This is a genomic window from Lachnoclostridium sp. An169 (assembly GCF_002160525.1).
GTDB classification, from domain to species: domain Bacteria; phylum Bacillota; class Clostridia; order Lachnospirales; family Lachnospiraceae; genus Mediterraneibacter; species Mediterraneibacter cottocaccae.
Window position 1 is genome coordinate 1 of record NZ_NFKT01000014.1, and the last position, 25,688, is coordinate 25,688.

At 50.9% G+C, this 25,688-nt stretch carries 24 protein-coding genes; 2 read left to right on the top strand and 22 right to left on the bottom strand.

Features of this window, described 5'->3' with window-relative positions:
• The 4 genes from B5F07_RS10995 to B5F07_RS11010 form a co-directional block, all read right to left on the bottom strand.
• A partial coding sequence (locus B5F07_RS10995) for an ABC transporter ATP-binding protein (protein WP_140398004.1) occupies nucleotides 1-613 on the bottom strand: 613 nt, incomplete at its 3' end.
• A 138-nt stretch (nucleotides 614-751) separates the two neighbouring features.
• On the bottom strand, nucleotides 752-1,672 hold the full coding sequence (locus B5F07_RS11000) for a sensor histidine kinase (protein ID WP_242972509.1): 921 nt from the start codon (nucleotides 1,670-1,672) through the stop codon (nucleotides 752-754).
• Entirely contained in the window at nucleotides 1,665-2,384 is a 720-nt protein-coding gene (locus B5F07_RS11005; protein ID WP_087161335.1) for a response regulator transcription factor, read from the bottom strand. Before B5F07_RS11005 ends, B5F07_RS11000 begins: the two co-directional genes overlap by 8 nt.
• A gap of 237 nt (nucleotides 2,385-2,621) precedes the next feature.
• A complete protein-coding gene (locus B5F07_RS11010; RefSeq protein ID WP_140398005.1) occupies nucleotides 2,622-3,863 on the bottom strand; it encodes a helix-turn-helix domain-containing protein in 1,242 nt (413 codons plus the stop codon).
• A gap of 124 nt (nucleotides 3,864-3,987) precedes the next feature.
• On the opposite strand from B5F07_RS11010, the gene B5F07_RS11015 reads away from it, so the two are divergent.
• A complete protein-coding gene (locus tag B5F07_RS11015; RefSeq protein WP_087161337.1) occupies nucleotides 3,988-5,124 on the top strand; it encodes an NAD(P)H-dependent amine dehydrogenase family protein in 1,137 nt (378 codons plus the stop codon).
• 228 nt (nucleotides 5,125-5,352) lie between these two features.
• Here the strand turns inward: B5F07_RS11015 and B5F07_RS11020 are convergent, their stop codons facing one another.
• The 9 genes from B5F07_RS11020 to B5F07_RS11060 all read right to left on the bottom strand — a co-directional run bounded on the left by B5F07_RS11020 (nucleotide 5,353) and on the right by B5F07_RS11060 (nucleotide 15,014).
• Nucleotides 5,353-6,585 carry an ABC transporter permease gene (locus B5F07_RS11020; RefSeq protein WP_087161338.1) on the bottom strand — a complete coding sequence of 411 codons (1,233 nt, stop codon included), beginning with the start codon at nucleotides 6,583-6,585 and terminating at the stop codon, nucleotides 5,353-5,355.
• A 5-nt stretch (nucleotides 6,586-6,590) separates the two neighbouring features.
• On the bottom strand, nucleotides 6,591-7,472 hold the full coding sequence (locus B5F07_RS11025) for an ABC transporter ATP-binding protein (RefSeq protein ID WP_087161339.1): 882 nt from the start codon (nucleotides 7,470-7,472) through the stop codon (nucleotides 6,591-6,593).
• A 113-nt stretch (nucleotides 7,473-7,585) separates the two neighbouring features.
• Nucleotides 7,586-9,103, bottom strand: coding sequence for a sensor histidine kinase (locus B5F07_RS11030; protein WP_162613112.1), 1,518 nt, complete (start codon nucleotides 9,101-9,103; stop codon nucleotides 7,586-7,588).
• A 54-nt stretch (nucleotides 9,104-9,157) separates the two neighbouring features.
• Nucleotides 9,158-9,865 (bottom strand): response regulator transcription factor, encoded by a 708-nt coding sequence (locus tag B5F07_RS11035; RefSeq protein WP_087161341.1) that lies wholly within the window; start codon nucleotides 9,863-9,865, stop codon nucleotides 9,158-9,160.
• A 7-nt stretch (nucleotides 9,866-9,872) separates the two neighbouring features.
• The gene (locus B5F07_RS11040; protein WP_087161342.1) at nucleotides 9,873-11,351 is read right to left on the bottom strand and encodes an RNA-binding domain-containing protein; all 1,479 of its coding nucleotides are present in this window, start codon (nucleotides 11,349-11,351) and stop codon (nucleotides 9,873-9,875) included.
• Between the two features lie 178 nt (nucleotides 11,352-11,529).
• Nucleotides 11,530-11,922 carry a 30S ribosomal protein S9 gene (gene rpsI, locus B5F07_RS11045; RefSeq protein WP_087161343.1) on the bottom strand — a complete coding sequence of 131 codons (393 nt, stop codon included), beginning with the start codon at nucleotides 11,920-11,922 and terminating at the stop codon, nucleotides 11,530-11,532.
• 26 nt (nucleotides 11,923-11,948) lie between these two features.
• Entirely contained in the window at nucleotides 11,949-12,377 is a 429-nt protein-coding gene (gene rplM, locus B5F07_RS11050) for a 50S ribosomal protein L13 (protein ID WP_087161344.1), read from the bottom strand.
• A gap of 183 nt (nucleotides 12,378-12,560) precedes the next feature.
• Nucleotides 12,561-13,529, bottom strand: a complete 969-nt coding sequence (locus B5F07_RS11055) for a hypothetical protein (RefSeq protein WP_087161345.1) — start codon at nucleotides 13,527-13,529, stop codon at nucleotides 12,561-12,563.
• A gap of 48 nt (nucleotides 13,530-13,577) precedes the next feature.
• Nucleotides 13,578-15,014 carry a family 43 glycosylhydrolase gene (locus tag B5F07_RS11060; RefSeq protein WP_087161346.1) on the bottom strand — a complete coding sequence of 479 codons (1,437 nt, stop codon included), beginning with the start codon at nucleotides 15,012-15,014 and terminating at the stop codon, nucleotides 13,578-13,580.
• Between the two features lie 198 nt (nucleotides 15,015-15,212).
• On the opposite strand from B5F07_RS11060, the gene B5F07_RS11065 reads away from it, so the two are divergent.
• On the top strand, nucleotides 15,213-16,547 hold the full coding sequence (locus B5F07_RS11065) for an alpha-amylase family glycosyl hydrolase (RefSeq protein ID WP_087161347.1): 1,335 nt from the start codon (nucleotides 15,213-15,215) through the stop codon (nucleotides 16,545-16,547).
• 97 nt (nucleotides 16,548-16,644) lie between these two features.
• Here the strand turns inward: B5F07_RS11065 and tyrS are convergent, their stop codons facing one another.
• The 9 genes from tyrS to B5F07_RS11110 all read right to left on the bottom strand — a co-directional run bounded on the left by tyrS (nucleotide 16,645) and on the right by B5F07_RS11110 (nucleotide 25,575).
• Nucleotides 16,645-17,868: a tyrosine--tRNA ligase gene (gene tyrS, locus B5F07_RS11070; RefSeq protein ID WP_087161424.1), complete on the bottom strand. Its 1,224-nt coding sequence runs from the start codon at nucleotides 17,866-17,868 to the stop codon at nucleotides 16,645-16,647.
• Between the two features lie 555 nt (nucleotides 17,869-18,423).
• Nucleotides 18,424-19,551 (bottom strand): N-acetylglucosamine-6-phosphate deacetylase, encoded by a 1,128-nt coding sequence (nagA, locus tag B5F07_RS11075; RefSeq protein WP_087161425.1) that lies wholly within the window; start codon nucleotides 19,549-19,551, stop codon nucleotides 18,424-18,426.
• Between the two features lie 51 nt (nucleotides 19,552-19,602).
• Nucleotides 19,603-20,340 (bottom strand): glucosamine-6-phosphate deaminase, encoded by a 738-nt coding sequence (gene nagB, locus B5F07_RS11080; RefSeq protein ID WP_087161348.1) that lies wholly within the window; start codon nucleotides 20,338-20,340, stop codon nucleotides 19,603-19,605.
• Between the two features lie 255 nt (nucleotides 20,341-20,595).
• Nucleotides 20,596-21,333, bottom strand: coding sequence for a tRNA pseudouridine(38-40) synthase TruA (gene truA, locus B5F07_RS11085; RefSeq protein ID WP_087161349.1), 738 nt, complete (start codon nucleotides 21,331-21,333; stop codon nucleotides 20,596-20,598).
• 9 nt (nucleotides 21,334-21,342) lie between these two features.
• Nucleotides 21,343-22,167 carry an energy-coupling factor transporter transmembrane component T family protein gene (locus B5F07_RS11090; RefSeq protein WP_087161350.1) on the bottom strand — a complete coding sequence of 275 codons (825 nt, stop codon included), beginning with the start codon at nucleotides 22,165-22,167 and terminating at the stop codon, nucleotides 21,343-21,345.
• The gene (locus B5F07_RS11095; RefSeq protein WP_087161351.1) at nucleotides 22,160-23,008 is read right to left on the bottom strand and encodes an energy-coupling factor transporter ATPase; all 849 of its coding nucleotides are present in this window, start codon (nucleotides 23,006-23,008) and stop codon (nucleotides 22,160-22,162) included. Before B5F07_RS11095 ends, B5F07_RS11090 begins: the two co-directional genes overlap by 8 nt.
• On the bottom strand, nucleotides 22,993-23,865 hold the full coding sequence (locus tag B5F07_RS11100; RefSeq protein WP_242972510.1) for an energy-coupling factor transporter ATPase: 873 nt from the start codon (nucleotides 23,863-23,865) through the stop codon (nucleotides 22,993-22,995). The genes B5F07_RS11095 and B5F07_RS11100 overlap by 16 nt, the downstream gene beginning before the upstream one ends.
• Nucleotides 23,866-24,159: 294 nt before the next feature.
• Entirely contained in the window at nucleotides 24,160-25,209 is a 1,050-nt protein-coding gene (locus B5F07_RS11105) for a DUF5692 family protein (RefSeq protein WP_087161352.1), read from the bottom strand.
• A 21-nt stretch (nucleotides 25,210-25,230) separates the two neighbouring features.
• A complete protein-coding gene (locus tag B5F07_RS11110; RefSeq protein WP_087161353.1) occupies nucleotides 25,231-25,575 on the bottom strand; it encodes a hydrogenase maturation nickel metallochaperone HypA in 345 nt (114 codons plus the stop codon).
• Nucleotides 25,576-25,688 lie beyond the last annotated feature (113 nt).

Sequence of the window (25,688 nt, forward strand, 5' to 3'; positions counted from 1 at the left end):
AGCGTACTCTCTGGCGATCCGCTATTAAAGAAATCAGGGTTGATAAAGAGAAAAATATCACGGGTATTTCTTTCGGGTAATGTTGTACTAATGTGACATTGCCCGTGGGCTCGTCAGCAAGGAGGATGGCGGGTTTGTTGACCAGAGCCCTGGCAATCGCCACCCTCTGCTGCTGTCCGCCGGAAAGCTCACTGGGGTATTTCTTCCGTTTCTCCCAGATGCCCAGTTCCCGCAGAAGCTCCTCGATATATCTGCGGTTCATATGCTTTCCCCGGTCAAATGTGACCGGAAGCGCCACATTGTCATACACATTGAGCACCGGCATCAGACTGTAGTTCTGAAAGACAAAACCAATATTTCTCCTGCGGAAGATGGTCAGCTCTTTTCTCGAAAGCTTTCCCGTCTCCCTGCCCTTGACGAAAATCCTGCCGCCGGTGGGCGTGTCCAGTCCGCCGATGAGATTCAGAAGGGTGGATTTTCCGGAGCCGGAGGTCCCCACAATGGCGATAAACTCTCCCTCCTTTACTTCCAGACTGACGCCGCGCAGGGCACGCACTTTATTTTCCTTTTCCCCGTATATTTTCTCTACATTCTGCAATTCCAGTATATTCATCCGTTCTGCTCCTTTACTGTTAATAGCGCCGGCATTCCCGGCGGATGCAGACCGGGCTTTCCGGTCAGAACCGTCTTTTTCCTGCCGACGCTATCAGTATAACTGTGCCGTCTTTCATTTTCTTTACAAACGGAATATCTATTTCTTACAGTTTTGTAAGAACACGGAAAAGCAGCTTCCCTTCCCGTACTGCGAGCGGACTGTGATGTAGCCGCTTTCTTTTTCCAGAATCAGACTGGAAAGGTACAGACCGATCCCGGAACCTTCCGTCATTTCTGCGTCCTTTCCCCGGTAAAACCGCCGGAATATCTCCGTAGTCTCCTCCGGACGGATTCCCATGCCGCTGTCAATGACCTGGATTTCCGTATAAATCTCATAGGGATGCACGCGGATCGTGACCGTCCCGCCTTTCTCCGTATATTTCACTGCATTCTCCAGAAGATTTGCGAACACTTCTGCCGTCCATTTCCGGTTGTGCCTCAGACAGATATCTTCAAAGGGCTCCAGAGAAAAGCGGATCTCCTTTTTCTCCATTTTCCCGTACACAGTGTCCACCGCGTCAAGAAGCGTCTGGCGAATGGACAGGGCATCTGTCTCAATCCGGTCGATATTCTGCTCCAGCCGCACCATCCTGGAGAGAGAATCGACAATCCATGTCAGCCGCTCAATCTGCCGGTGCATCTTCTCCTCAAACTCCCTGCGGCGCTCCCGGGAAAGATCGTCCCGGCTCAAAAGCTCCGCGCACACCGACAGGCTGGCAAGGGGAGTTTTCAACTGGTGGGACATGTCGGAGACCAGCTGTTTTACCTGTGCTTTCTCCTCATCCGCCCGTTCCACCTGTGCTCCCAGCACATTCTGAATCTGCATGATCTTGCTGACCAGGGCAGAGAATTCCCCTTCCTGCACATCGGACGAGGTGATCATCTCCTGGTTCAGCACACTGTCCAGAAGCCTGTCAATCCTGCGATATGTCTTTCTTCTCTCATAAATCCCGTACCCCACGGAAAGGCACAGAAGTACAAGCAGAAATCCTGCTGCCGCCGTCATCATCTCACTCATCCTTCCAGATATATCCGATCCCGTGAACCGTGCGTATCCGCCTGGGCGCGGACGGGTCGTCCTCAATCTTCGTCCGCAGTCTGCTGATGTTCACAGATATGGTATTCGGGTCCACAAACCGCCCGTCGCTGTCCCAGACCCGGCTTAAAATCTGCTCTTTTGAGAGCACATGGTTCTTATTCTCCATCAGATACACAAGCAGGCGGTATTCCTGGCGGCTGAACGGAATCTCCTCCTGCCCTTTGAACACTTTACAGGTGTTCTGATCCACGGAAATGTCGCCGGATACCAGACGGAATAACTCCCTTTTCCCGCCGTCCGCACCTGCCTGTCCGCCGTTTTCCCGCTTCGCCCGCTCCCGCAGGATCCGATTCATGCGCGCCTTCAGCACTCCCAGGGAAAAAGGCTTGGAAATGTAGTCGTCCACGCCCAGATCCAGCGCCCGTATCTCATCAAGCTCTGTGTTCCGCGCCGTCAGCATGATGATGGGAACCGCGCTTTCCCGCCGGACTTCCCGGCAGAGCTCAAATCCGGTACCGTCGGGCAGGTTGCAGTCCAGAAGCACAATATCGTAAATTCCTCTGCGGATCTCCCTAAGCCCCTCTTCCTTCGTCGCCGCGCCGGCAGCCCGGTCTCCGTCACCGGAAAAGGAAAAGAGAAGCCCATCCCGCAGGTCGTCGTCGTCCTCGATGATCAGTATGTTGTTGTCCATGGGTCGTCCCTCCCGTAAAACATCATTTTTCTTAATCCTTTAAAAGGAACAGACTTCTGCTTTGAAGCATAGCATAAGCCCATTAAAAAAATCAAGTTTATAGTATTCATGTTATAAACTTTAATTTTTAAAAAGTTTGTAACATGGTGTTGATATTTGTCGAAACGTGTCCCTGTCTTCCTGATTTGCCGCTCTGCTGCCCTCCGGCAGGCGTGTCAGGTCCGCCGATAGAGTTCATCAGGGTAAATTTTCCCGCAGCCGGTATTGCGCCGGCGTACAGTGTTCCGTTTTCTTAAATACCGTCTGAAAATAGCTCTGGGATGAAAACGACAGATATTCTGCGATCTCTCCCAGGGACAGTTCCGAAAACAGCAGTAGTTCTTTGGCGGCATCTGTTTTTTCTTTCCGGACGAATGCCGTAATACTCATACCTGTCTCCTTTTTAAACCGGGAACAAAGATAAGAATACGAGATTCCCACCTTCTCTGCTATCCCGTAAATGTCCAGCTTTTCCATTCTGTGGTCGTGAATATACTTCGCCGCTTTCCTGACACCGGGGCTGTGCGCGTGCAGCTTTTTCAGTTCCCGTACTCTTCTGCAGTAATCCCGCATCATTTCCTTCGAAATCTGATATACTTCTGAAGTATTTCCCGCAAGCTCAAAGCGCTGTGTATACCCTTCTGCAAGACGCAGACAGAGCTGTTCGTCCAGACCGCCTGCCTGTGCCGCTTTCCTCACAATATAAACCGATACGATACAGGAATTCTTCTGATGGCGCAGAAGATTCGGTCCCAGTTTTCCGTAGGGGAATTCATGCTCTCCGGTTATGAATTCATCCAGTTTTTCCGTGAGCCCGTTCCGGATCAGGTATTCCAGTTTTTCCACATACCGTTCATTTTCCTCCGAATAAAACACTTCCGGGCTTTCCACCGGTCTTCCGTCTATCTTCTGTCTGTCCGTCATCCCTTCGCTGTCCGCAAATGTCCGTTCCCAGTCCGGAACGCGCTGATTGACTGCCATGTAAAAGAAATCCGAATAATGGATTACCTCTTCTTCTTTTACCGGATATGCCTTCCGAAGATATCCCGCCAGGAGCTTTCGCTCCGTGTCTGACATGCGGAAATACTCCTGTCGGAGATTCTCTGCTTCCAGTTCCCCTTTTTCGCCCCGTTCTCCCTGTTCTCTTTGTTCTCTCTTTTCTCTCGCTTCTGCCGTCAGGAACGGACCGAGCAGAACAGACAGATCCGTATACAAAACCGGGAAATATACCACAATCACCTGCCGCTTTTCCCAGGGAAAACAAAGTATGCCTTCTTCTTGCCCATCCCGGAACTCCGTGCGCATCCACACCGGAAGCCCGCTGTATTCCAGACTGTACCCGCAGGAATAAACAAGCTCAGTGCCGCAAAATACTGCAAGCGGATACTCTTTGAGCATATGAAATTTGTCGCACAGGCGGATCAACATTTCTCTCTTCAACTTCTTCTCCTCTTCGTATTTCCTTTTTTGTGATAAATTTTAAAATATACCATTAAATATTATAATACTTTTTTCTCTTCGTTTGCTATTTTATATGCAAATTTCTTCACAGGAGGTCTGTTACATGGAAGAGAAAAAATTAAGAGTTGTAGTCATCGGTACAGGAAATGTTGCCGGAATTGCCATCCGCTGCCTGCAGGGCAGAAAGGACATGGAACTTGTAGGTGTCTGGGGGCACAAAGAGACCGCGCCCCAGCATATCGGCATGGATTCCGGTCTGCTTGACCTGGATACCCCGAACGGGATCATCATCACAGGGGACGAGGAAGAAATCTTTGCACTGAAGCCGGACTGTGCTGTCATGGCGATCAATATCAGAGATCCCCGCTTTGCCTCAAAGGTCAACGGAGAATGGTACAAGAAATTCCTGTCAAGAGGGATCAATGTCGTATCTCCGTCCGTACCTGATCTGATCTGGCCCAAAGGCGCATTCGACCAGGCATTTGTGGCTGACATCCAGAAAACCGCTGAAGAAGGGAACGCATCCATCTTCATCAACGGGCAGGAGCCGGGATATGCGGAGAATCAGGCAATGCTCCTTGCGACCTGTTCCAACACGATCAAAAGTCTGACGATCAGCGAAATGTACAACTATTCCACCGCGCCGGTGCGGGATGAGATGGCTCCGTCCTACGGATTTGACGAGGATCCCGACTATCAGTGCGCTCTGGAGAACCCGGAGACGCAGATCTATATCTGGGGGCTTACGATCAAAAACATTGCCAACAATCTGGGTTATGAAATAGAAGATTTTAAGACATCCTTTGAAAAACGTGTAGCGGAAAAGCCCATTCCCGTGGGCTGGGGAACCATCCAGCCCGGCAAAGTGGCAGCGGTCAGAGTCCGTACATGCGGTATCATAGAAGGCCGGGAAGCGATTGTCATCGAGCATGTCAACCGGATGACCCAGGACATTGCGACAGACTGGCCTTATACGGACCGTGTAGGACAGATCAGCGTCCGGATCGAAGGGGACCCGAACCTGCAGGTAGATATGAATGTCAGCCTTCCGGAGCACCCGGAGGAGCTTTCCTATGAAGGGTATGTATTTACAGCCATGAGAATTGTGAACGCTATTCCCCATGTATGTGCAGGAAAGCCGGGGATACTTACCATTCATGATTTCCCGATGTCGCTTCCGTCCAATGCGTTCCGAAGCGACGCCACACATATCGATCACAAGATCTGCCGGGCGAAATAAGCTGTGCACAAGACGCCCGGCGAAGTAAATTTGACATAACAAGCTCAGCAAATCAGCCGCTTGCCAAGATTCCTGCAGGAGTGAGAAGATGCGGGAAATCGACGATCTTTGAGATACTCGCGGAAGAGCTGCAAAGAGGCAGTATCCCTTCCGGCCCTATTATTCAGAAACGGTATCCGGATCGTCTTTCTCCCGGATTTTCGCTCTCCGCAGCATGGCCGCCTTATGCTATGCCACCTGGTGCCGCTTAAACCCTCTGCCCGCAAACGGAATCAGAACCGCAGTCAGCACCGCATACACCAGCGCCCGCATGGAAAATGCATCCAGAACCAGCGGACCGAACTGGTAGGACAGATATTTGCCGAATCCCGGTATGAGAGACTGATAGGGCGTCAGGAATATCAGCAGATTATAGACGCCGGCGGTTCCGTTGGGTGCAAGGAACATGGGGATGAACAGCACCGGAACCATCACAATGAGCACAAGATACGGGCTTTTCATCCTGGCGGACAGCAGAAGGGTCAGACCGATCATGGCGCAGAGCACCAGATAGATCACGCCCACATTGATCAGCGCTCCCTCCAGGAATGTCAGGGGATAGGGAACCGTGGTGCCGTTGATCTGCAGAGGAAGGTTCCATCCGTCTGTCCCGAAGGCCGCCAGGGGCAGTGCAAACGCGACAGCGGCATGAAGGGTAAACGCCAGGATTCCAAACAGAAACGCCGCCAGGATTTTCGCTCTGGTCAGGCGGGTTTTCCCGTATTTTGCGGACAGGATGACCGCATCCGTCCCCGCCTGGTATTCTCCGGAAAAGACCGGTGCGATCACGATACATATCGCCAGAACTGCCAGTATAAGGAGCTCAAAAGCGCTGATAATCACTTCCCATCCCTCAAAATAGCCGTACTGAAACGGTTCTTTTACTTTACTGTCCATATTCTGCCAGTAGGCTTTTTCTTCTTCCGAGATCTCTCTGGAGGGATCGCTGAATATCTTGTCAATCTTCTCCTCCCTCGCCTGATAGAAATCCGTTCCCCCGGAGACGTCCAGCTCTGTCAGGGAACTGTATCCCACGCTCACATTCGGCTCTGCATAGTTTGCCGCAATCATATTGAGCAGATCTTCCCGCGGGGCAATTTCTTCCCAGTATGCATCATCAATGAGAAACTGCTCGTTTCCGTCATACCCTACATTGTCGGGATTCTCGAAAAGCTCCTGCACCTCCCGGATCGTTTCTGTGACATACTCATCGGTCAGGGGAACGGAAATATCCGCATACTGCTCTCTTTCATAGCGTATCCCCCCGAGCCCCTTCAGCACACCGTCCTGATTGTAAATCTGGAACTGTATCACCGGAAGGCCGAAGAATACGGCAGTTATAAGAAGGCTTGCCGCCATGATAATCAGAGTCGACTTTTTCCGCAGGATTTTCAGAAGTTCATATTTTACCAGACATTTCATTCTTTTCAGCTCCTTTCACTCTGTCCGTTCCCGCCGAAATGGTAGAGGAACAGATCTTCCAGACTTGGTTCCACGTTCTGTGCGCCCGGTGCAGGAGCGCTGTCTTCCACAATGCGCAGGCGCACCTGTTTTCCCTCGTGATGCAGGTTGACAACACGCATGGTGCGGCTGTACCTGGCAGCTTCACGCTCATCCGCCAGGAACTCCCATACTTTTCCGCGGATACTGTCTGTCACATCCGTCACTGATCCCTGAAGCAGGATCTTCCCGTCCTTCATCATCAGTATGATGTCTGCGATATAAGAAACATCGGAGACAATGTGCGTGGAAAGAATCACGATTTTATCCCTGGCAAAATCAGAGATAAGATTGCGGAAGCGCACCCTCTCTTTCGGGTCAAGCCCCGCTGTGGGCTCATCCAGAATCAGAATATCCGGGTTGTTTAACTCCGCCTGGGCGATTCCCAGCCGCTGTTTCATGCCTCCGGAATACGAACGGATCTTCCGATCCGCCACATCACTTAAGTTCACCAGTTTCAGCAGTTTTGCCGTCCGGACTTTCGCGGTTTTCTGATCCAGCCCCTTTACCGCCGCCATATAGAGCATGAACTCCCGGGCCGTAAAATCCGGATAAAAGCCGAAATCCTGCGGCATATATCCAAGATGGGTATAGTACCGTTCCCCGGATTCCCGGATGGACTTTCCATCCAGACGGATGCTCCCGGAGGTGGGATTCAGGACACCGCAGATCATCCGCATCAGTGTCGTTTTTCCCGCCCCGTTGGCGCCCAACAGTCCGTACACTCCGGGCTGAAAGTCAATGCTCACCTGATCGACAGCCTTCTTTGTTCCGTATTGCTTACATAAATGCTGTAATTGCAGCTTCATACAATCCCTCCCAGTCAGTTTTCGTTCAGATTCATTAAAAAAAGATGGATGATCTATGGTTTTATCATAGTTCACCCATCTTAGGTCTGACTTTCCCGTATCTTAATTTCACCTTAATCTGCAGGAAGATGTATGACAAATTCCGTGCCTTCTCCCACTCTGCTCTTAACCGTAATATCGCCTCCGTGTAAAACGATGATCTGCTTTGCAATCGCAAGCCCAAGCCCGCTGCCTTCCGGCTTTTCCCGGGTGTTCGTTCCCCGGTAATATCTGGTAAAAAGCTCCGCCTGCTCTTCCTCGCTGATGCCCACACCGTTGTCCCGGACAGAAATGCGGATCCCGTCCCTCTCATGTTTCTCCACAGCCACCGTCACTTTCGTGTCCGCAGGATTATGAACCAGAGCATTGACGACAAGATTCCCCACTGCACGGCGGAACAAATCCCTGTCAATGCAGGCAGTAAACTCTGCGCCCTCACTCTCAAACTCAATATCCCTGTCGCCATAAGCGGGATCATTGGCAATATCGATGACCAGCTCTCTCAGGAAGCGCACCATCCGCACCTCCTCCGGGTGGAAGGGAAACGCCCCGGACTCCAACTGATAAGTCAGCTTCAGGTCATTGATCAGCTTTTCCGCATAATCCACGTTTTTCAGAATAATGGCGCCGTATTCCCGAACCGTCCGCTTCTCCGCCGCGAAGCGTTCTGCCAGATCATCCTTCGGACCGGCTGTCGCGTCGCCCATTTTTCCATCTACTGTACCGCCCGTTCCTCCACCTGCCGCGCCATCCGGCATCCTGTCTGCCTGTCCGTCTGCAAGCAGTTCTGCATAGCCCCGGACAGGGGATAAGGGCGTTTTCAGGTCATGGGTAATATTCGTGATCCACTCCCGCCGGGCACGCTCCGTCTCCTCCTTGAGCCGGTCGCTGCGTCGGATCTCTTCATCCATTTTGTTCAGTGCCCTGTATACTCCGGCGAAGATTCCCTTCTCCGCAAGAGGCATATAATCGCGCTGCGAAATATCTTCAATCCCCCGTGTGATCTTCCCCATCTTCCGTATAATCCAGAAGCCGTAAACGAGAAACAGCGCTGCAGCCCCGGCGAAAGCAGAGACAAGTACCAGGCGGAACACCGGGGAAAGCCGACTCACAGTCTCACCGTTATAGTAGAGCATATATTTCCCCACAGCATAGGGAAAACCGATCAGATAATTCCACGTCTCACCGGAGTCCTCAAAACTGCTCACAAAAACCGTATATCCGTCCTCAAAGGCGCCTGTCGCCAGGGCAGCCAGTTCCGACGCCGGGTAACTCTCCGGATAGCTGTCCGGTTTGCTGTGGGCGAAAACCTCCCGTCCGGATTCATCGAGAACCTGGAGCCACAGACCGTACCTGTCCAGTCTGTCCAGACCGATCTCTTCGATTGCAGGAGTGCCGCCGTCATTTTCCATCCACAGAGAAAAATTATCTGTAAAACGCTGCGGCCATGAAGCCTCGCTTAATCCTTCCGGCTCTGGTATGAAAAAAATATAATAATACAGCCCGATTCCCACCGCAGCCACCAACAGCACCAGGGCGGAAAAAATGATAATTATCCAGAAAAACGGATTCAGTTTCCATCTGCTTTTCATGCTACTTTTCATAGTGATGCACCAGCTTATTCCTTCTCCTATGGGTTCATCAGTTTACTGCTTCTCAAATGGATTCACCAGCTTATAGCCCAGCCCCTTCATGGTAACGATATACCGGGGCTTTGCAGGGTCATCCTCCAGCTTTTCCCGCAGATGCCGGATGTGAACCATGATTGTGTTGTCACACCCGAAGCTGTCCTCGCCCCATACCGTCTCATACAGGCGCTCCCGGCTGATCACCCGTCCGATATTCTGTGCCAGATAATATAAAATCTCAAACTCTCTCGCCGTAAGCTCCAGCTCCCTGCCGTTTTTCAGGACGCGGCAGCCCTCCGGGTCGATCCGAAGCTCTCCCACAGCGACCGCGCGGGTCGGCTCCGGACTGTCCCTGTACTCCGCCCGGCGCAGCTGCGCCTTCACCCGGTAAGCCACTTCTTTCGGGCTGAAAGGCTTTGTCACATAATCATCACCGCCTACCGCCAGACCGAGAATCTTGTCCACTTCGTCATTTTTCGAGGACAGGAACAGAACCGGGCAGTGGGAAAACTGCCGGATCTTCCTGCACACCTCGTATCCGTCCATATCCGGCAGCATCACATCCAGGATCACGACATCCGGAGCCTTCTCCCGGCATGCGTTTACTGCATCATTTCCGTTCCCGATCTTGAGGATGCTGCGGAACCCTTCCATCATCAGGGCTTTTTCAAGCAGATCCCGGATGTCAGGTTCATCGTCAACTATCATTATTATGTGTTCATTCATGGTGTTTCTACCTTATCGTGATATATTTCTGATTTTTACTGTTTGGCTTATCTGGTATCGTCATAGATATCCGCCCTTGTTGAAGAAGCGGATATAAATATTTACGCACAGTCTTTTTATCGCGATATCCAAGATATTCCATAATTTCTTGGATATTCTTTGCTTCAGCGCAAAATCTTAGTATACGTTCCTCTATACCTGGTTGTTTAAGTAGAGGATTTTCGCTTCTATCTGGGGGAATTTTTGTTCCAACTGGGGGAATTTCTGTTCCAACTGGGGGAATTTCTGTTCTATCTGGTACATTTTCATCATCAACTGGCGCATACATCTTTGGCTCTAACCGTTCAAAAGGAATTGTCACCACAATACTATTCTCCCTAAGTTCAATACAGTCTTCACCATAAAGTTCCGTTATTTTAGGTACCCCGCGTCCAGAACGTTCACTTATATGAAGCTGAAGAAAAATATCCGACAGTTTCTGGTTGACCGGAACTGATTCCCCGGCAAAAAAACCTTCAACGGTCTGTTTCGGCGGCAGGTGTCCTCGAGACAATATTTCAATTCTGTCCCGAAATCCCGTAAACATCGGTGCATTACCATCTATCCATAAATTATGCACAAATGCATTGATTACCGCCTCTCTATACGCCTCAGCATGGAACAGCGGCACTTCCTTACGTTCAACAATACGGTTTCTTTCATCTGCCTGTGGAATATTCAGCACTTCCCCATAACGAAGCACATCATCCAAAGAATACAACAGACAAGTATTTCCAAACTCTCTGACAGAATACATTGTTGTTGATTTTGACTCTCCTGAAAACAAGGAAAAACGGACTGGAATATGACTATTGTCAGAAAGCAACTGTGCCATCAGATTATATTTTCCATCTTTCGTTAAGAGCCCGAGATTCTTTTTAAATGTACGCTTATTCAGAGTAATACCTTTCGCCTCATAGTATACAAATAATTTATTAAAGGTCAGATCCTGAAACTCCGATTCAGTATTTTCTATTGTCGGGAAACCATTTTTCAGAATATCAAACAGCCTTGATTCCCTCTCCGGATATTCCATCAAATTCACTTTACTGGAACCAATGCGAAGATACCTAACCCGATCAAATGCAGTCGGCACCGTTTTTGCAGCAGGTATCACAAGTACGACAATTCGTTTGCCTTCGAGCTCCATTTCATGGAATTCAAAGCTTATATCCGGTTTGACCATCCGCGCCAGATAATGTTTGAGCGGCTCATTTTTAACATCCTGATGGATATCAAAGGTTGTTCCCTTTATTATGTGAGTATTATTCTCTACTCCCCATACAAAGTACGCATATTCCTCGCCCACCATTGCCGCCGCATTGGACATACCAGAAATATATTCTCCCAACGCATGAGACTCAAACCAGTTTTCTTTAAATTCAAACCATTCCTCCTCATGCTTATGGGAAATAAGGTTTTTTACAATAGATTTAAGTTCATTCATATAATCCGCTCCACAACAAAATTAATTAATAAAACATCTTCAGTCCATTTTTTCGATTTCTTTTATAGTATCACACCTCTCTTCAGAAAGATACCAAAATCAAAAACCTCCCAGAACAAATGTCCTGAGAGGCCATGTAGCGCCTTGCGGCGTTTGTATCGTATAGAATTGTATCCGATTAACGTTTGGAGAACTGCGGAGCTCTACGTGCAGCCTTGAGGCCGTATTTCTTACGCTCTTTCATTCTCGGGTCACGAGTAAGGAATCCTGCGCTCTTGAGTACCGGTCTGTAATCAGCATCTGCCTCAAGCAGTGCTCTTGCGATACCGTGACGGATCGCTCCTGCCTGTCCTGTGTAACCGCCGCCATGAACGTTTACAAGTACATCGAATTTGTCTGTTGTGCCTGTAGCCACGAGAGGCTGACGGACAACAACTTTCAGAGTCTCAAGTCCGAGATACTCGTCAATGTCTCTTTTATTGATAGTAATCTTGCCTGTTCCAGGTACAAGATAAACTCTTGCTACTGATTTTTTTCTTCTTCCTGTTCCGTAATATTTTGCGTTAGCCACTGTTATATCCTCCTTTCAACCTCTACCTAAAATGTAAGAACTTCCGGCTTCTGAGCCTGATGTGCGTGCTCTGGGCCAGCATAAACATGAAGTTTCTTGATCATGTCTCTTCCCATAGGTCCTTTCGGAAGCATTCCTTTAACAGCCAGCTCGATAACCTTCTCCGGTTTCTTAGCCATCATCTCTGCGAGTGTTGTCTCTCTCATACCTCCAACATAATCGGAGTGGCTGTAGTAAACTTTCTGCTGTAATTTCTTTCCAGTAACTTTTACTTTCTCAGCATTTACAATAATTACATAATCACCTGTATCAATGTGCGGTGTGTACTCTGCTTTGTTCTTTCCTCTGAGCACTTTAGCGACCTCAGAAGCAAGACGGCCAAGTGTGCAGCCTTCAGCGTCAACCACATACCATTTTCTTTCAATCTTATCCGGGTTAGCCATATAAGTTTTCATGGGTGTTCCTCCTACCAAAAATCATCAAATAACGTTTCAATTATATATCTGAAATCAACATGCTCCGGGGCTATGGCGCATACTGTTTCTCCCTTTTGTCACGCTGTAATATTATAGACCTGCGAACCACCCATGTCAAGCTTTTTTTCATGTTTCTGCGATTTTCCGCGATTTCTGCGATTTTTACTTTCTCTTTTTCAGTACAATCACCACAACTACTGCCGCGACAGCCGCCACCAGTACTACAATCCAGATGACAAAATTCGCGTTGTCTCCGGTCTGAGGGCTGATATATTCCCCGGAAGTCCCATAACTTCCTGTCAGTGATACACGCCCCGGCAGACTGGTCTTCTGCAGCTGCAGCTTCTCGGTTTTCTGTGTCGGTTCCAGGTAGGACGGCAGATCCGTCTGCATCCCGGAATTATCTTTCTTTTCCGCAACAATAAATGTTCCCACATGGTCCGATTCAAATACCAGATTTCCTTCCGTCACCTGTGCGCTTACCTCTGCAGGCATTCCTGTTCCATCGGTATAATAAACCGCTGCCCTTCCCGGATCATATCCCTCAGGCAGAGGAACAGAGATCAGCACGGCTGCATCCGGCTCTGCCAGGGACATATCCGGCAGGCTCAGAATCCGGATATCAAATACCGCAAACTGATCCGCAATCAGAGAGAAATACTGATTCAGCAATTCCACGGCTTCCCCGCTGTCCACTTTCGTCACATAGAGCATTCCCATGGCGGGCAGTGCCGCAGAATCTCCCTGAACCGTAATACCGGTCTGTGCGTCTGTGAGTACCACCGGCTGTGTCTGTCCTGCGCTGCCCGGCTCACCGGAACCATTTCCGCTGCTGCCGTTTTCATCACCTGTACCTGTCCCCGGTTCAGTACCGGTTCCGCCCTCCGTTCCACCGCCCGGTTCACCGGAACCGGTTTCATCACCTGTGCCGGTCTGCCCTTCTCCACTCCCGTCATTTTCCGCGCCGTTCCCGACCGAGGCGTCCGTCTCGGATTCCGCTTCGGATTCCGTCTCAGCTTCATCTGTTCCCTGCATTTCCGCCGCCAGCGCTCCCGCCGGCGCCATGGACGCCATCAGCATCCCGGCAAGCAAAATAGCGGACATCCGTTTTATAAGTTTCTTTTTCTTCATGATAGGCTCCTCCTTAACTTCTGTCTCCGCATCTCTTCTTGTTTTTCACTATTCTAATGTAAACGAACGGAAATCAAATTTTCCTTTTCCGACAAATATAAAATACAGAGGCTTTACTCCGTCTCCGATCTTCAGTCTGCTCTCCGCCTTCTTCCACCTCAGAGAAGGCGTCACCGGAATCCGCGCCACTTTCTTCATGTCGTCCGTGACAAAGAGCTTCCCTCTCGCCATTCCCCGGATCTCAACGGTGATCTTCTGCGCATTTTCAAACCGGAAATATTTGAACCCCGCACGGCATCCGTTTCCGAAGCAGGAAATATACTGATCCGGCGAATCCTCCCGGTCCTTCCCGCTCTGTTTAAAACACAGTTCAAAGGGATGGAGCCAGCGGAAGCACAGATAAAAGCAATTCCCGTGGCGTTTCTGCAGATTACAGGCGATCCTTGCCTCATAGGTTCCGCGCCCTTCAAGCGGTCCTCCGTTTAACCCGCAGGAAGTCATCTCCGCCTGGCGGAAATTCCCGGTCTTCTCCAGCACCAGTTCCTCTGCGCATGCCTGTCTGGAATACTGGGAACGGTTCGTCTGCCTGTGGTAGAATACATAATATTTTCCGTTCAGCTCCAGTATGGAACCGTGTGTATTTCCCGTAAAATTCGCTGCCGTCCTGGGGCTTACATGACCGTTGAGCCCGATATCGCCGTTGCTCACCAGAGTTCCGCCGAAATGGAAATCCCCGTCCGGTCTGTCGGAAACTGCATAACAGAGCTCGTGTCCCTGATGAGAGGAATAGATAAAGTAATATTTCCCCTGGATCTTCCGCATGGATGAAGCCTCAAAAAACGGATGCCGGGCAAACTCTGTATGCTTCGCCCTCCGAATCCCGGGAACGATCATTCTCGGAGCTTCCCGGATTGTCACCATATCCGGCTCAAGGACCGTCACAGTGGCGCCGTTCTTATTTACATTGGTTCCCCATGAGAGATTGATCTCATAAGCCGCCGGACACCATCCGGTATAGAGATATACCTTTCCGTCTTCCACGAACACGCCCGGATCGAACTGGAACGTATCCCCTTTCCGGTGCCCCAGAAGCTGTCCGTCCGGATAGTGCACATGTCCGTAAAATTCATATTTTCCCGCCGGTTCATCACACACCGCCACGCCGATCAGGGACTTTCTTCCCAGAAAATAATAGAGATAATATCTTCCGTCCGGGCCCTGGATACAGTCCGGAGCCGGAAGGGCCGCCTTTCCGTCCCGGTTCACCGGATCATCCGTCCTCTTCCAGATCACGCCCTCATACCGCCAGTCGCTCAGGTCATCAGCCGGAGCCGACCAGCACACATAGTCATTGAGGCAGAAATTATGTCCGCCGAAACGGTCATGGGAACCGTATACATATACTCTTTCTCCGAACAGCCTGGGTTCCCCGTCCGGGATGTATTCCCAGCTCGGAAGATATGGATTTACCGCCTGTTTTTTCATTAATTTTCACCTTCCGTCAAGCTATAACTCTAGTATATCAGCCCCCGCCCGGCAATGCAATTAACTGTTCTATTTTTATCCCCATTGTGGTATACTGTTGTTAGTGTCAGTACACGGAAAACCTGTATTTCAGATGGATTTTTCCGGTGCGTCTGCAATTCCCACTGACGGCAACTAAATTGAAGGAAGGTATGAAATATGTGGGCTTACAATGAAACTTTTTATCAGATATATCCTATCGGATTCTGCGGGGCTCCGACACATAATGACGGCGTCACCGCGCACCGCATTCTCAAGGTCGGCGAATGGGCGGAATATCTTGAGAAGCTGGGGATCGGTTCGATCATTCTCAATCCGATTTTCGAGTCTGACAATCACGGCTACGACACCCGTGATTTTCTGAAAATCGACTGCCGCCTCGGCACGAACGAGGATTTTAAGGAAGTCTGTCAGACACTCCACAAGCACAATGTAAAGATCATGCTGGACGGAGTATTTAACCATGTAGGAAGAGGATTCTGGGCGTTTAAGGATGTTCAGGAGAAGAAGTGGGATTCCCCGTACAAAGACTGGTTTATCATTAATTTCGACGGAAACAGCGGCTACAACGACGGCTTCTGGTACGAAGGCTGGGAAGGACATTTTGAGTTGGTCAAACTGAATCTTCAGAATCCCGTTGTCGTGGACTATCTGCTGGACTGTGTAAAGACCTGGATTGAAGAATTCGACATTGACGGACTGCGTCTGGACGTGGCGTATTCCCTGGATCACAACTTCATGAAACGCCTGCGCCGTTTCTGCGAAGAAATCAAGCCGGGATTCGCGCTCATCGGCGAAGTTCTGTTCGGCGACTACAATCTGATCGTCAACGACGAGATGCTGCACAGCTGTACCAATTACGAATGCTACAAGGGAATTTATTCCAGTCTCAACAGCATGAACCTGTTCGAGATCGCACATTCGCTGAACCGCCAGTTCGGACCGGAGCAGTGGTGCATTTACCGCGGCAAGCATCTGATGACCTTCGTGGACAACCATGATGTAACCAGGATTGCAAGCATCCTGACAAACAAGAACCATCTGCCGCTGGCATACGGCATCCTTTTCGGCATGCCGGGAATTCCGTGCATTTATTATGGAAGCGAGTGGGGCGAGGAGGGTGTCAAAGCGCCGGACAATGACTATGCGCTGCGTCCCTGCTTCGACGAGCCGAAACCGAACGAGCTGACACGCTTTATCAGCGAGCTGATCGCAGTGCGCCGGGAAAGCGACGCCCTGTGCAGCGGTTCCTACCGCAATGTGGTCATCACCAATCATCAGCTTATCTTCGAGCGTAAAAGCGAAAACGAGCGTGTGCTTGTAGCGATCAACGCTTCTGATGCCGAGTATACCGCATCCAACGGAGAACTCCAGGGAAAATATGTGGATCTTCTGACAGATGGAAGCACACAGGATCCGGAAACGGAGGAGATTACACTTAACGGGCAGCTTACGATGGCGCCTTACAGTGTCCGGTATCTGAAGGCCGTATAATATCTGAAGACTGTACAAATTGCAAAACAGGGCGCACGGAGATGAAAAACATTTCCGTGCGCCCCTTTTTCTTCGTTTCTTCCGGCTTTTTCTTCTATTATTTCAAAATCACTCTGCGGAAGTTCTTCTTGCCTTTTTTAAGGATTATTCCCTCTCCGGCAAATTTTTCCTTTCCGTAGGAAGCTGCAATATCTCCTACCTTCTCTCCTTCAACGGCAACACCGCCCTGCTGAACGGCACGTCTTGCCTCTGATTTTGAAGGTACAAGCCCGCTGCGGACAAGCATTGTGAGAATATCAATCTTTCCGTCTGTGAAATCTTCTTCCACAAGTTCTGCTGTGGGCATCTCAGCGGCATTTCCTTTGCTGAACAGTGCCCGTGCGCTCTCCTGGGCCTTTACCGCTTCCTCCTCGCCGTGAACGAGTTTTGTCAGCTCATATGCAAGAATCTCTTTTGCCGTGTTGAGCTGAGCGCCCTCCCAGGAATCCATCTTGTCAATCTCCTCAAGGGGCAGGAATGTCAGCATCCGGATACATTTGAGAACATCGGCGTCTGCCACATTTCTCCAGTACTGATAGAAATCAAACGGAGATGTCTTCTCCGGGTCAAGCCACACCGCACCGGACTGGGTCTTGCCCATCTTCTTGCCCTCGGAATTGAGGAGCAGCGTAATCGTCATAGCTCCTGCGTCTTTTCCCAGTTTCCGGCGGATCAGCTCGGTTCCCGCGAGCATGTTGCTCCACTGGTCGTCTCCTCCGAACTGCAGGTTACAGCCGTATTTCTGGAACAGTGCGTAGAAATCGTATGCCTGCATGATCATGTAGTTGAACTCGAGGAAACTTAATCCTCTCTCCATTCTCTGCTTGTAGCACTCCGCAGTAAGCATCCTGTTTACCGAGAAATGCGGTCCCACCTCGCGGAGCAGTTCGATGTAATTCAGATCCAACAGCCAGTCCGCATTGTTTACCATCAGAGCCTTTCCATCTGAGAAGTCGATGAATCTGCTCATCTGCTTCTTGAAGCACTCGCAGTTGTGCTGGATTGTCTCCGGCGTCATCATGCTTCTCATGTCGGTCCTTCCGGACGGGTCTCCGATATAGCCGGTTCCTCCTCCAATCAGAGCGATCGGCTTGTTTCCCGCCTCCTGGAGACGCTTCATCAGACACAGCGCCATAAAATGTCCCACATGAAGGCTGTCCGCCGTGGGATCAAAGCCGATGTAAAAGACTGCCTTTCCGTTATTAACCAGATCTCTGATCTCTTCCTCGTCTGTCACCTGGGCGATCAGACCTCTTGCCTGAAGTTCTTCATAAATTCCCATTTCTTTTCTCCTCTCTCTTTTCCGCACATTCAGTTGCCGTGCGCACCTCTGCTCCGCCTCCGGCTCCATCACGGTCGCGGGCTGTCGCTTTCCGCCGGTCGCCGTGCGCACCGTGATTTCGCCTTTGGCTCCATCACGGTCGCGGGCTGTCGCCCTATACCTGGGGACAAAGAAGGAGCCACCGAAAAGCAAGCTTTCCGGTGGCTCCTTCTTTATCCCCAGGTGCACGGCTTGTAGCTTTCGCGCAAAAAGGACGTTTTACCGTGGTACCACCTTTTTTCGCAGGGTGCTCGCGCAGCCTGCCTCTGGGGGTGAATGTTTGTATGAAACTGACACCCGGTGCGGTAACGGGCACGACCCGTCGCAGCCTACTTGCGCTGCACGATAACGGATGTTATGCGCGCTTTCGGTGCGAAGCTCCGGGATGTATTCGTAAATGACCTTCCTGCGCCTCTCATCTTCCGGCTGCTTTCTGTTTTCCGGTTCAGATACTACTTCTTCCCTTCACTGCCTGTAACAGTTTTAAAGTGATATTAGACTATTCCCATACTTTTGTCAAGCCTTAACTTCCTGTTTTTTCCCGCAGACATAGACTGCTTTCACGTTCAGATCCGCATCCAGAAGCACAAAATCCGCGTCTTTTCCCTCTGTGATGCTGCCGCATCTGTCATAGATACCGATCTCTTTTGCCGGGTTTGCAGATGCGCACGCCACCGCGTCTTCAAGGGGGATTCCCATTTTCTTTACCACGGTTCTCAGGCATCCCATAAGGTCAGTTACAGAACCGGCAATTGTGCCGTCAGCCAGAGTTGCCCGGGATCCCTTTACAAACACGTCCTGCCCGCCCAGGGTATACTGTCCGTCCGAAAGCCCTGCCGCACGCATACTGTCGCTGATCAGAATGATCCGGTCCGCGCCGAACATGGCAAATGTCGCGCGCACTACGGATGGATGGATATGGATTCCGTCGCAGATCATCTCCACATGGCATTTTTCGTCATCCCTGGCAGCCCCGATCACTCCCGGTTCCCGGTGATTCAGCGGAGGCATTGCATTATACAGGTGAGTCACATGGCCGGCCCCTCTTCTCAGTGCCTCCGATGCGGTATCATAGTCCGCTACAGTATGGGCGATGGACACCACAACCTTATCTTTCACCGCATCGATAAATTCCATGGCGCCCTCATTTTCCGGAGCGATATCCACCAGGCGGATCAGGCCGCCCGACTCTTCCTGAAGTTTTTCAAAAAGCTGCACATCACACTTCCTGATATGTTCTGCCGCCTGCGCTCCCTTTTTCTTCTCGCTGATGAACGGACCTTCCATGTTGATTCCAACAAGCTTTGCCCCTTCTGTTCCCCGGTATGCCCCGGCAGTCTTCATAATATTGTGGAGTTCCTCCTCCGCCAGCGTCATCGTAGCCGGACAGATGGAAGTCACTCCGACGGACGCCTCATATTTTGCCATATTGGCGACCGCTTCCAGACTGGCGTCGCAGAAATCATCCCCCACGCACCCGTGAAAATGTATATCCACAAGTCCCGGGATCATAAGGCATCCTTCGCCGTCCACCATATCCCCGCCGGCTTCCGAAACAGGAACGAATCTGCCGCCCTCCACTCCGATTTCCCCTTCTGCAAATTTTTTATCCTCGCCGAATATTTTCACATTTTTTATGATCATGCCGCTGATTCCTCTTTTCCATGTATCCTTGCTTTTTCTGTCCATGCCGGATCAGTGGAGTTCTTTTACTTTTGCGAGAGCCGCGCTGTCCGCCACGATCACCACATCCGTATGAAGCTGAAGAATCGATGCGGGAACCTCCGGTGTAATAGGTCCGTAAAATGCTTTTTCCACGATCTCAGCCTTGTCCTCACCGCTCACAACGAGGAGGATTTTCTTTGCCTGCATAATCGTACCGATTCCCATGGTGTACGCCTGTCTCGGCACATCGTCCGCAGATGCGAAAAACCTCTTGTTCGCCTCAATCGTGCTCTCGGTCAGGTTCACACAGTGGGTTGTCTTTGCAAAAGCGGTATCCGGCTCATTGAAACCGATATGCCCGTTATGTCCGAGCCCCAGAAGCTGAATATCCACGCCGCCGAAGGAGCGGATCAGCTCTTCATATCTTGCGCACTCCATATCGGCATCCGGCTCCATTCCGTTCGGAACATGGGTATTCTCCGGTTTGATGTTCACCCGGTCGAAAAGATGCTTGTGCATGAAATAGTAATAGCTCTGGTCATTGTCTCTCGTCAGCCCGCGGTACTCGTCAAGATTCACTGTATGCACCTCTGAAAAATCAAGATCGTGCTTGTTATACCACTCCACTAGCTGGTCATATGTACCGATGGGTGAAGACCCGGTCGCCAGACCCAGCACACAGTCCGGCTTCAGGATGATCTGTGCCGACAGAATATTTGCCGCCTTCCGGCTCATTTCCTGATAATTTTTTGTTTCAAAGATTTTCATGGTTTCCTACCTCCTCATAGTTCGTTTTCGCACGGAATCCGCTCTGTGTCCATCCTCCGGCGCGCTGTAATGCCGTGTAAAAAAGACCAGATTTCCAAAGTATAAAGCAGCACTTTATTTCTTGAAAATCTGGTCGTATCCTTCATAGAGTAACCCCCAGTGCAATAACTATGTTAATACTAGCAACGAACCGCGCAGTTGTCAAGTCCTCACAGAGGCTTTTCCCCTGCCTTTATCGCAGGCAGCTTCATTTTCTCACGGGTACTCGATCCCCACAAGCACAAGCCCCTGAGGAGGCGCTGTAGGACCTGCCGTCTCCCGGTCTTTCGCCTCAATAATCTCCTTCACACGTTCCGCCGGCATAAAACCTCTCCCCACCTGGACCAGGGTGCCGGCGATAATGCGGACCATGTTGTAGAGGAATCCGTTTCCCCGGACCCTCACCGTGAACATGTCCCCCTGCTTTTCCACATCCAGACTGTAGACGGTACGAACCGTATCTTCCACATGGGTATGAATGTTACAGAAACTCTTGAAATCATGCCTTCCCCGGATATACTCCGCTGCCTTCCGCATGGCGTCCAGATCCAGCGGGTATGAGACAAACCAGGAGGTATGTCTTACAAGCGGGTCCGGCATCGTACTGTTATAGATGGAGTATTCATAGGTCTTGACCGAATCACAGTGTCTCGGATGCCAGTCCGGCGCCACCTCCTCCGAGCGTACCACAACCACATCCTCCGGCATGCCGCTGTTCACCGCATAGGCGATGCGCTCCGGCGGGATCGGTGTATCCGTGTCAAACACCGCCACATTTCCGCGGGCATGGACGCCCGCATCCGTCCGGCTTGCACCGATCACTTTGATCTGCTCTCCTGTTATCTTCGAAAGCTGCCGGTTCAGTACTCCCTCCACCGTAATTCCGTTATTCTGCAGCTGCCATCCGCAGTAAGCCGTCCCGTCATACGCGACGGTCAATTTGATTCTTTTCATGAAAACACCTCAGAATATCCACAGTTTAAAGGGGACGAACCTTCCCACTGCAACAATTACAACAAAATAAACCAATGTCAGCAGGTATGCGACTCTGTCCCGGCTCTTATACTTCAGGGGTTTCATCTTCGTCCTTCCCTCGCCGCCGTGATAGCAGCGCGCCTCCATAGCCATGGCAAGATCGCTTGCACGGCGGAAAGCGGAGACGAAAAGCGGCACAAGAATCGGCACCATGGCCTTTGCCCTCTGAATAATATTTCCGCTCTCAAAATCAGCGCCGCGGGCCTGCTGCGCCTTCATAATCTTGTCCGTCTCCTCCAGAAGAATCGGGATGAAACGCAGGGCGATGGACATAATCATCGCCACCTCATGCACCGGCACGTTGATCCTGTTGAGAGGATGAAGCAGCTTTTCGATTCCGTCTGTCAGTCCGTTGGGCGATGTCGTAAAGGTCATAATCGACGAGCCGGTCACCAGATAGATCAGCCGGACCGCCATAAACACGGATGTTCTCAGGCCGTTTTCCGTGATGGTAAAGATCCAGAAATGGACCAGGGTATTCCCGCCCCGAGTAAGGAACAGGTTCATCACAACGGTAAACATCAGAAGGATCACGATCGGCTTGAGCCCCCGCAGAATATATTTCAGCGGCACTTTGGAAAGACGGATGACCGCCCCCAGAAAAAGGGTGGCAACCACGTAGCCGAGGATATTATTCTGTACAAACAGGGACACAAGGAAAACCAGGGTGCAGACAATCTTCACTCTGGGATCCAGTCTGTGTATTCTGCTTTCTGCCGGGTAATACTGTCCTATCGTAATATCTCTAATCATGGAAACTCCTCATTATCTCATCCGCCGCCTCTTCAATGGTCGTCACATCCGGCGACACCGGGAAACCGCGTTCCTTTAATTCATGCATCACATAGGTCACCTGGGGTGCTGCAAGCCCTACCTTTTCCAACTCTTTATAATGGGAAAACACTTCCCTGGGGACGCCGTCGTACATCTTCTCCCCCCGGTTCATCACAATGATGCGGTCCACATATTCTGCAATATCTTCCATACTGTGCGAGACGAGAATCACCGTCATCCCCGTCTGCCTGTGAAGATAATCTATCTGGTCAAGGATCTCATCCCTTCCCTTCGGATCCAGCCCCGCCGTAGGCTCGTCCAGCACGAGTACCTTCGGACGCATGGCCAGAATCCCGGCGATGGCCACACGCCGTTTCTGCCCGCCGGACAGTTCAAAAGGCGACTGTCTGTAATATTTTTCCGGGAATCCCACCAACTCCAGAGCTTCTCTCGCCCTCTTCTCACACTCTTCCGGCGAAAGTCCCTGATTCTTCGGTCCGAAGCAGACGTCAGTGATCACGTCCACCTCGAAGAGCTGATATTCCGGATACTGGAACACGAGCCCCACCTGGCTGCGCAGTTTCCGCATATCGTAGCCTTCCTCATAGATATTCTGTCCCTCATAGAGAATCTTTCCGGAGGTCGCCCTGATCAGCCCGTTCAGATGCTGGATCAGCGTGGACTTTCCGGAGCCTGTGTGCCCGATAATCCCCACGAACTGCCCCTGGGGAATCTCCAGGCTCACGTCCTTCAATGCCTGTTTCTCATAGGCAGTACCGGGACTGTATACATAATTCACATGTTCTAACGCAATCGACATAAGGCTTCCACCAACTCTTCCCTTCTCAAGATCCCCCGCGGCAGGTCCAGGCCGCGTTTCCTAAGTTCCTCTGCAAGCATCGTCACCTGGGGCACATCCATACGGTAGGATTTCAGCGTATCCACCTGGCTGAATATCTCCCGCGGAGTCCCGTGCATGACAATGTGTCCGTCATCCATGACGAAGACCTGGTCCGCGTCAACGACTTCTTCCATATAGTGTGTGATCAGAATCGCGGTCACATGCTTTTCTTTCCTCAGCTTCTGCACCGCACGGATCACTTCTTTTCTTCCATTCGGATCCAGCATGGCAGTGGGTTCGTCCAGTACAATGCACTTTGGTTCCATGGCAATAACTCCTGCAATAGCAACCCGCTGCTTCTGCCCGCCGGACAGTTTGTTTGGCGACGCCTTGCGGTACTCCAGCATACCCACGGAGCGCAGACTGTCCTCCACACGTTTCCAGATCTCATCAGTGGGCACGCCCAGGTTCTCCGGCCCGAATCCGACGTCCTCCTCGACCACCGTACCGATGATCTGGTTGTCCGGATTCTGGAACACCATCCCCGCGCTCTGCCGGATGTTCCACAGTTCATCCGGATCCCGGGTATCCTTTCCGTCCACCCACATGGTTCCGCCAGTAGGAACAAGAATGGCGTTCATATGTTTTGCCAGTGTAGATTTTCCGGAACCATTGTGTCCGAGGATCGCCACAAATGACCCCTGGGGCACATCGATATCGATCCCGTCTATGGCGCGCTCCGATCCGATAATATTTCCTTCTTCATCCCTTTTATCATATTCATATACAAGCTGTTCGGCGTGTATCATTTCCTTTGGCACTGCTTTTGCCTCCATCTTAAAATCCTGCATGCTTCCGTCTGTCGCACCTGCCGCGGGCTCGCAGATCCCATCTGCCCGCGCCGCCGTGCGGCTTACTGCTTCCGTCTGTTTCTGCCGCCGTGCGACTCATGCCCTATATTTTACGACATCACAAACTATTTTGCAAGACTGTCCTGTCCCGCTGTCCTGCCGCCCGTCTTCATCCCGCAGTTTCCTCCTTCACCTTCATACAAAAGTCCGGCAGGTCCGATGTCAGTGTACTCCTGATATCAGATCCTGCCGGATGCTTCTTTCCTCTTTTTCCGGTTCTTACCGGATATCCGCTCTTGCCGCCGCGTCCTTATAATATTTGAAATCTGTAAAAATCTCGTTCCTGTACGGATTTCTCTTCTTCTTCACCGATGCATAGATAATATATGCCAGAGCTGCAATATTTACGATCAGCGCCAGAGCGCTAACAATTGTCATCATGGTCGGGTCGGCGTTGGCGTTTCCGCCCTCCACGATTCCATTCAGCGTTCCGTCCGCATACAGCTTCGGCAGCGTTGCCCATGGGAAGATCCGGGTTCCGTCCGAGAGCGTCTCCTGAAAGAGCGGGAATACCTGGGCAAACATGCACCAGATACAGAGCGTGTTGGCACGGTTCATGATCCAGCCGCCTTTGTTCCAAAGGAGAGCCGCAATGGTCGGTGCCAGAAGGAGGGCGATGCCGCAGAACCATGCATGTGTAGGCAGACAGTTGTATGTGTAAGCAAAATTCCAGATATCATAAACGATAATATATACCCAGATCATATCCGGCCATATCATATCCTTTTTATCTTTTGAGGAATAGACTGCCCACCATCCGGTCATGCAGAAAATATTGATAATTCCCGCCAACCCGTTGAACACATTATGCCATCCGCCGTAAAGCCACACATCTTCGGAGGACAGCCACCAGGAATACCACCCGTTGATGGCAGATTCAAAATCACTGGCCACTGCTATCAGAATATTGATAGCTACGATGACGAATGGATATGCCTTGAACCAGTGGGTTTTCCCGATTCCCCATCCGTATTTGATCATCATAAATCCGATACAGCCCGCAAGGGATGCATAGAGCTTCGCATAGTGGAACCACCCGTTCATATAGACATAGGTCTGATTTTCCAGAGCCCACTGTGCTCCCATCCCCGCGCCCACGGCGATGGCGATGAAATATACGGTCAGCGCGGCGGGAATTACAAAGAACATGATAATTCCTCCGGCCTTTGTTCTCCTGGCAAATTCATTGAGCAGGATCAGAGCCGCAAGCACTCCGAGCATGGCGATCCACTGCGGTACCGCATCCGCTCCGTAAACATGAAATAACATATGAAATTACCCCCTTTTCTCTCATTGAGCCTCGATTTCCCTGATATTACATTCATTTCCGCAGACAAGATATGTCTCCGGACTTTTGCACCAGGGGCACTGCCTGCCGTATTCCACCGTGGGATAGGTCTTTCCGCATGCCTCACAGTATGTGACGGCGGGCAGCGTCTCGATCTTCATCTCCGCATTTTCAATCAGCGGAAACTTCTTCCTGTAATACTGCCAGCAGTCGGTCAGGTAGTCATGCACGACGCCGCTGACCTCCCCGATCTCCAGGGTGACAGACGCGATCTCACTTAAGTTGTTCTCCTCTGCGACGCTCCGGAGCGTCTTTGTGATATGTACGATGATTCCAAGTTCATGCATTTTCCCGCACCTCCTGCTGTCTGTCCTTTCCACACAGCGCTTTTCTTCCTGACACGCTGATTCACGGTCTGATTGTACCGGGCTGTCTGTGCCGGCGTGCAGCCCGGATTTGC

Bases quoted from the DNA above. Each gene is read 5' to 3' on its own strand.
- B5F07_RS11000 (WP_242972509.1), bottom strand. From the start codon at position 1,672: ATGAGTGAGATGATGACGGCGGCAGCAGGATTTCTGCTTGTACTTCTG.
- B5F07_RS11005 (WP_087161335.1), bottom strand. From the start codon at position 2,384: ATGGACAACAACATACTGATCATCGAGGACGACGACGACCTGCGGGAT.
- B5F07_RS11015 (WP_087161337.1), top strand. From the start codon at position 3,988: ATGGAAGAGAAAAAATTAAGAGTTGTAGTCATCGGTACAGGAAATGTT.
- B5F07_RS11020 (WP_087161338.1), bottom strand. From the start codon at position 6,585: ATGAAATGTCTGGTAAAATATGAACTTCTGAAAATCCTGCGGAAAAAG.
- B5F07_RS11025 (WP_087161339.1), bottom strand. From the start codon at position 7,472: ATGAAGCTGCAATTACAGCATTTATGTAAGCAATACGGAACAAAGAAG.
- B5F07_RS11030 (WP_162613112.1), bottom strand. From the start codon at position 9,103: ATGAAAAGCAGATGGAAACTGAATCCGTTTTTCTGGATAATTATCATT.
- B5F07_RS11035 (WP_087161341.1), bottom strand. From the start codon at position 9,865: ATGAATGAACACATAATAATGATAGTTGACGATGAACCTGACATCCGG.
- B5F07_RS11040 (WP_087161342.1), bottom strand. From the start codon at position 11,351: ATGAATGAACTTAAATCTATTGTAAAAAACCTTATTTCCCATAAGCAT.
- rplM (WP_087161344.1), bottom strand. From the start codon at position 12,377: ATGAAAACTTATATGGCTAACCCGGATAAGATTGAAAGAAAATGGTAT.
- B5F07_RS11055 (WP_087161345.1), bottom strand. From the start codon at position 13,529: ATGAAGAAAAAGAAACTTATAAAACGGATGTCCGCTATTTTGCTTGCC.
- B5F07_RS11060 (WP_087161346.1), bottom strand. From the start codon at position 15,014: ATGAAAAAACAGGCGGTAAATCCATATCTTCCGAGCTGGGAATACATC.
- B5F07_RS11065 (WP_087161347.1), top strand. From the start codon at position 15,213: ATGTGGGCTTACAATGAAACTTTTTATCAGATATATCCTATCGGATTC.
- tyrS (WP_087161424.1), bottom strand. From the start codon at position 17,868: ATGGGAATTTATGAAGAACTTCAGGCAAGAGGTCTGATCGCCCAGGTG.
- nagA (WP_087161425.1), bottom strand. From the start codon at position 19,551: ATGATCATAAAAAATGTGAAAATATTCGGCGAGGATAAAAAATTTGCA.
- nagB (WP_087161348.1), bottom strand. From the start codon at position 20,340: ATGAAAATCTTTGAAACAAAAAATTATCAGGAAATGAGCCGGAAGGCG.
- truA (WP_087161349.1), bottom strand. From the start codon at position 21,333: ATGAAAAGAATCAAATTGACCGTCGCGTATGACGGGACGGCTTACTGC.
- B5F07_RS11090 (WP_087161350.1), bottom strand. From the start codon at position 22,167: ATGATTAGAGATATTACGATAGGACAGTATTACCCGGCAGAAAGCAGA.
- B5F07_RS11095 (WP_087161351.1), bottom strand. From the start codon at position 23,008: ATGTCGATTGCGTTAGAACATGTGAATTATGTATACAGTCCCGGTACT.
- B5F07_RS11100 (WP_242972510.1), bottom strand. From the start codon at position 23,865: ATGGAGGCAAAAGCAGTGCCAAAGGAAATGATACACGCCGAACAGCTT.
- B5F07_RS11105 (WP_087161352.1), bottom strand. From the start codon at position 25,209: ATGTTATTTCATGTTTACGGAGCGGATGCGGTACCGCAGTGGATCGCC.
- B5F07_RS11110 (WP_087161353.1), bottom strand. From the start codon at position 25,575: ATGCATGAACTTGGAATCATCGTACATATCACAAAGACGCTCCGGAGC.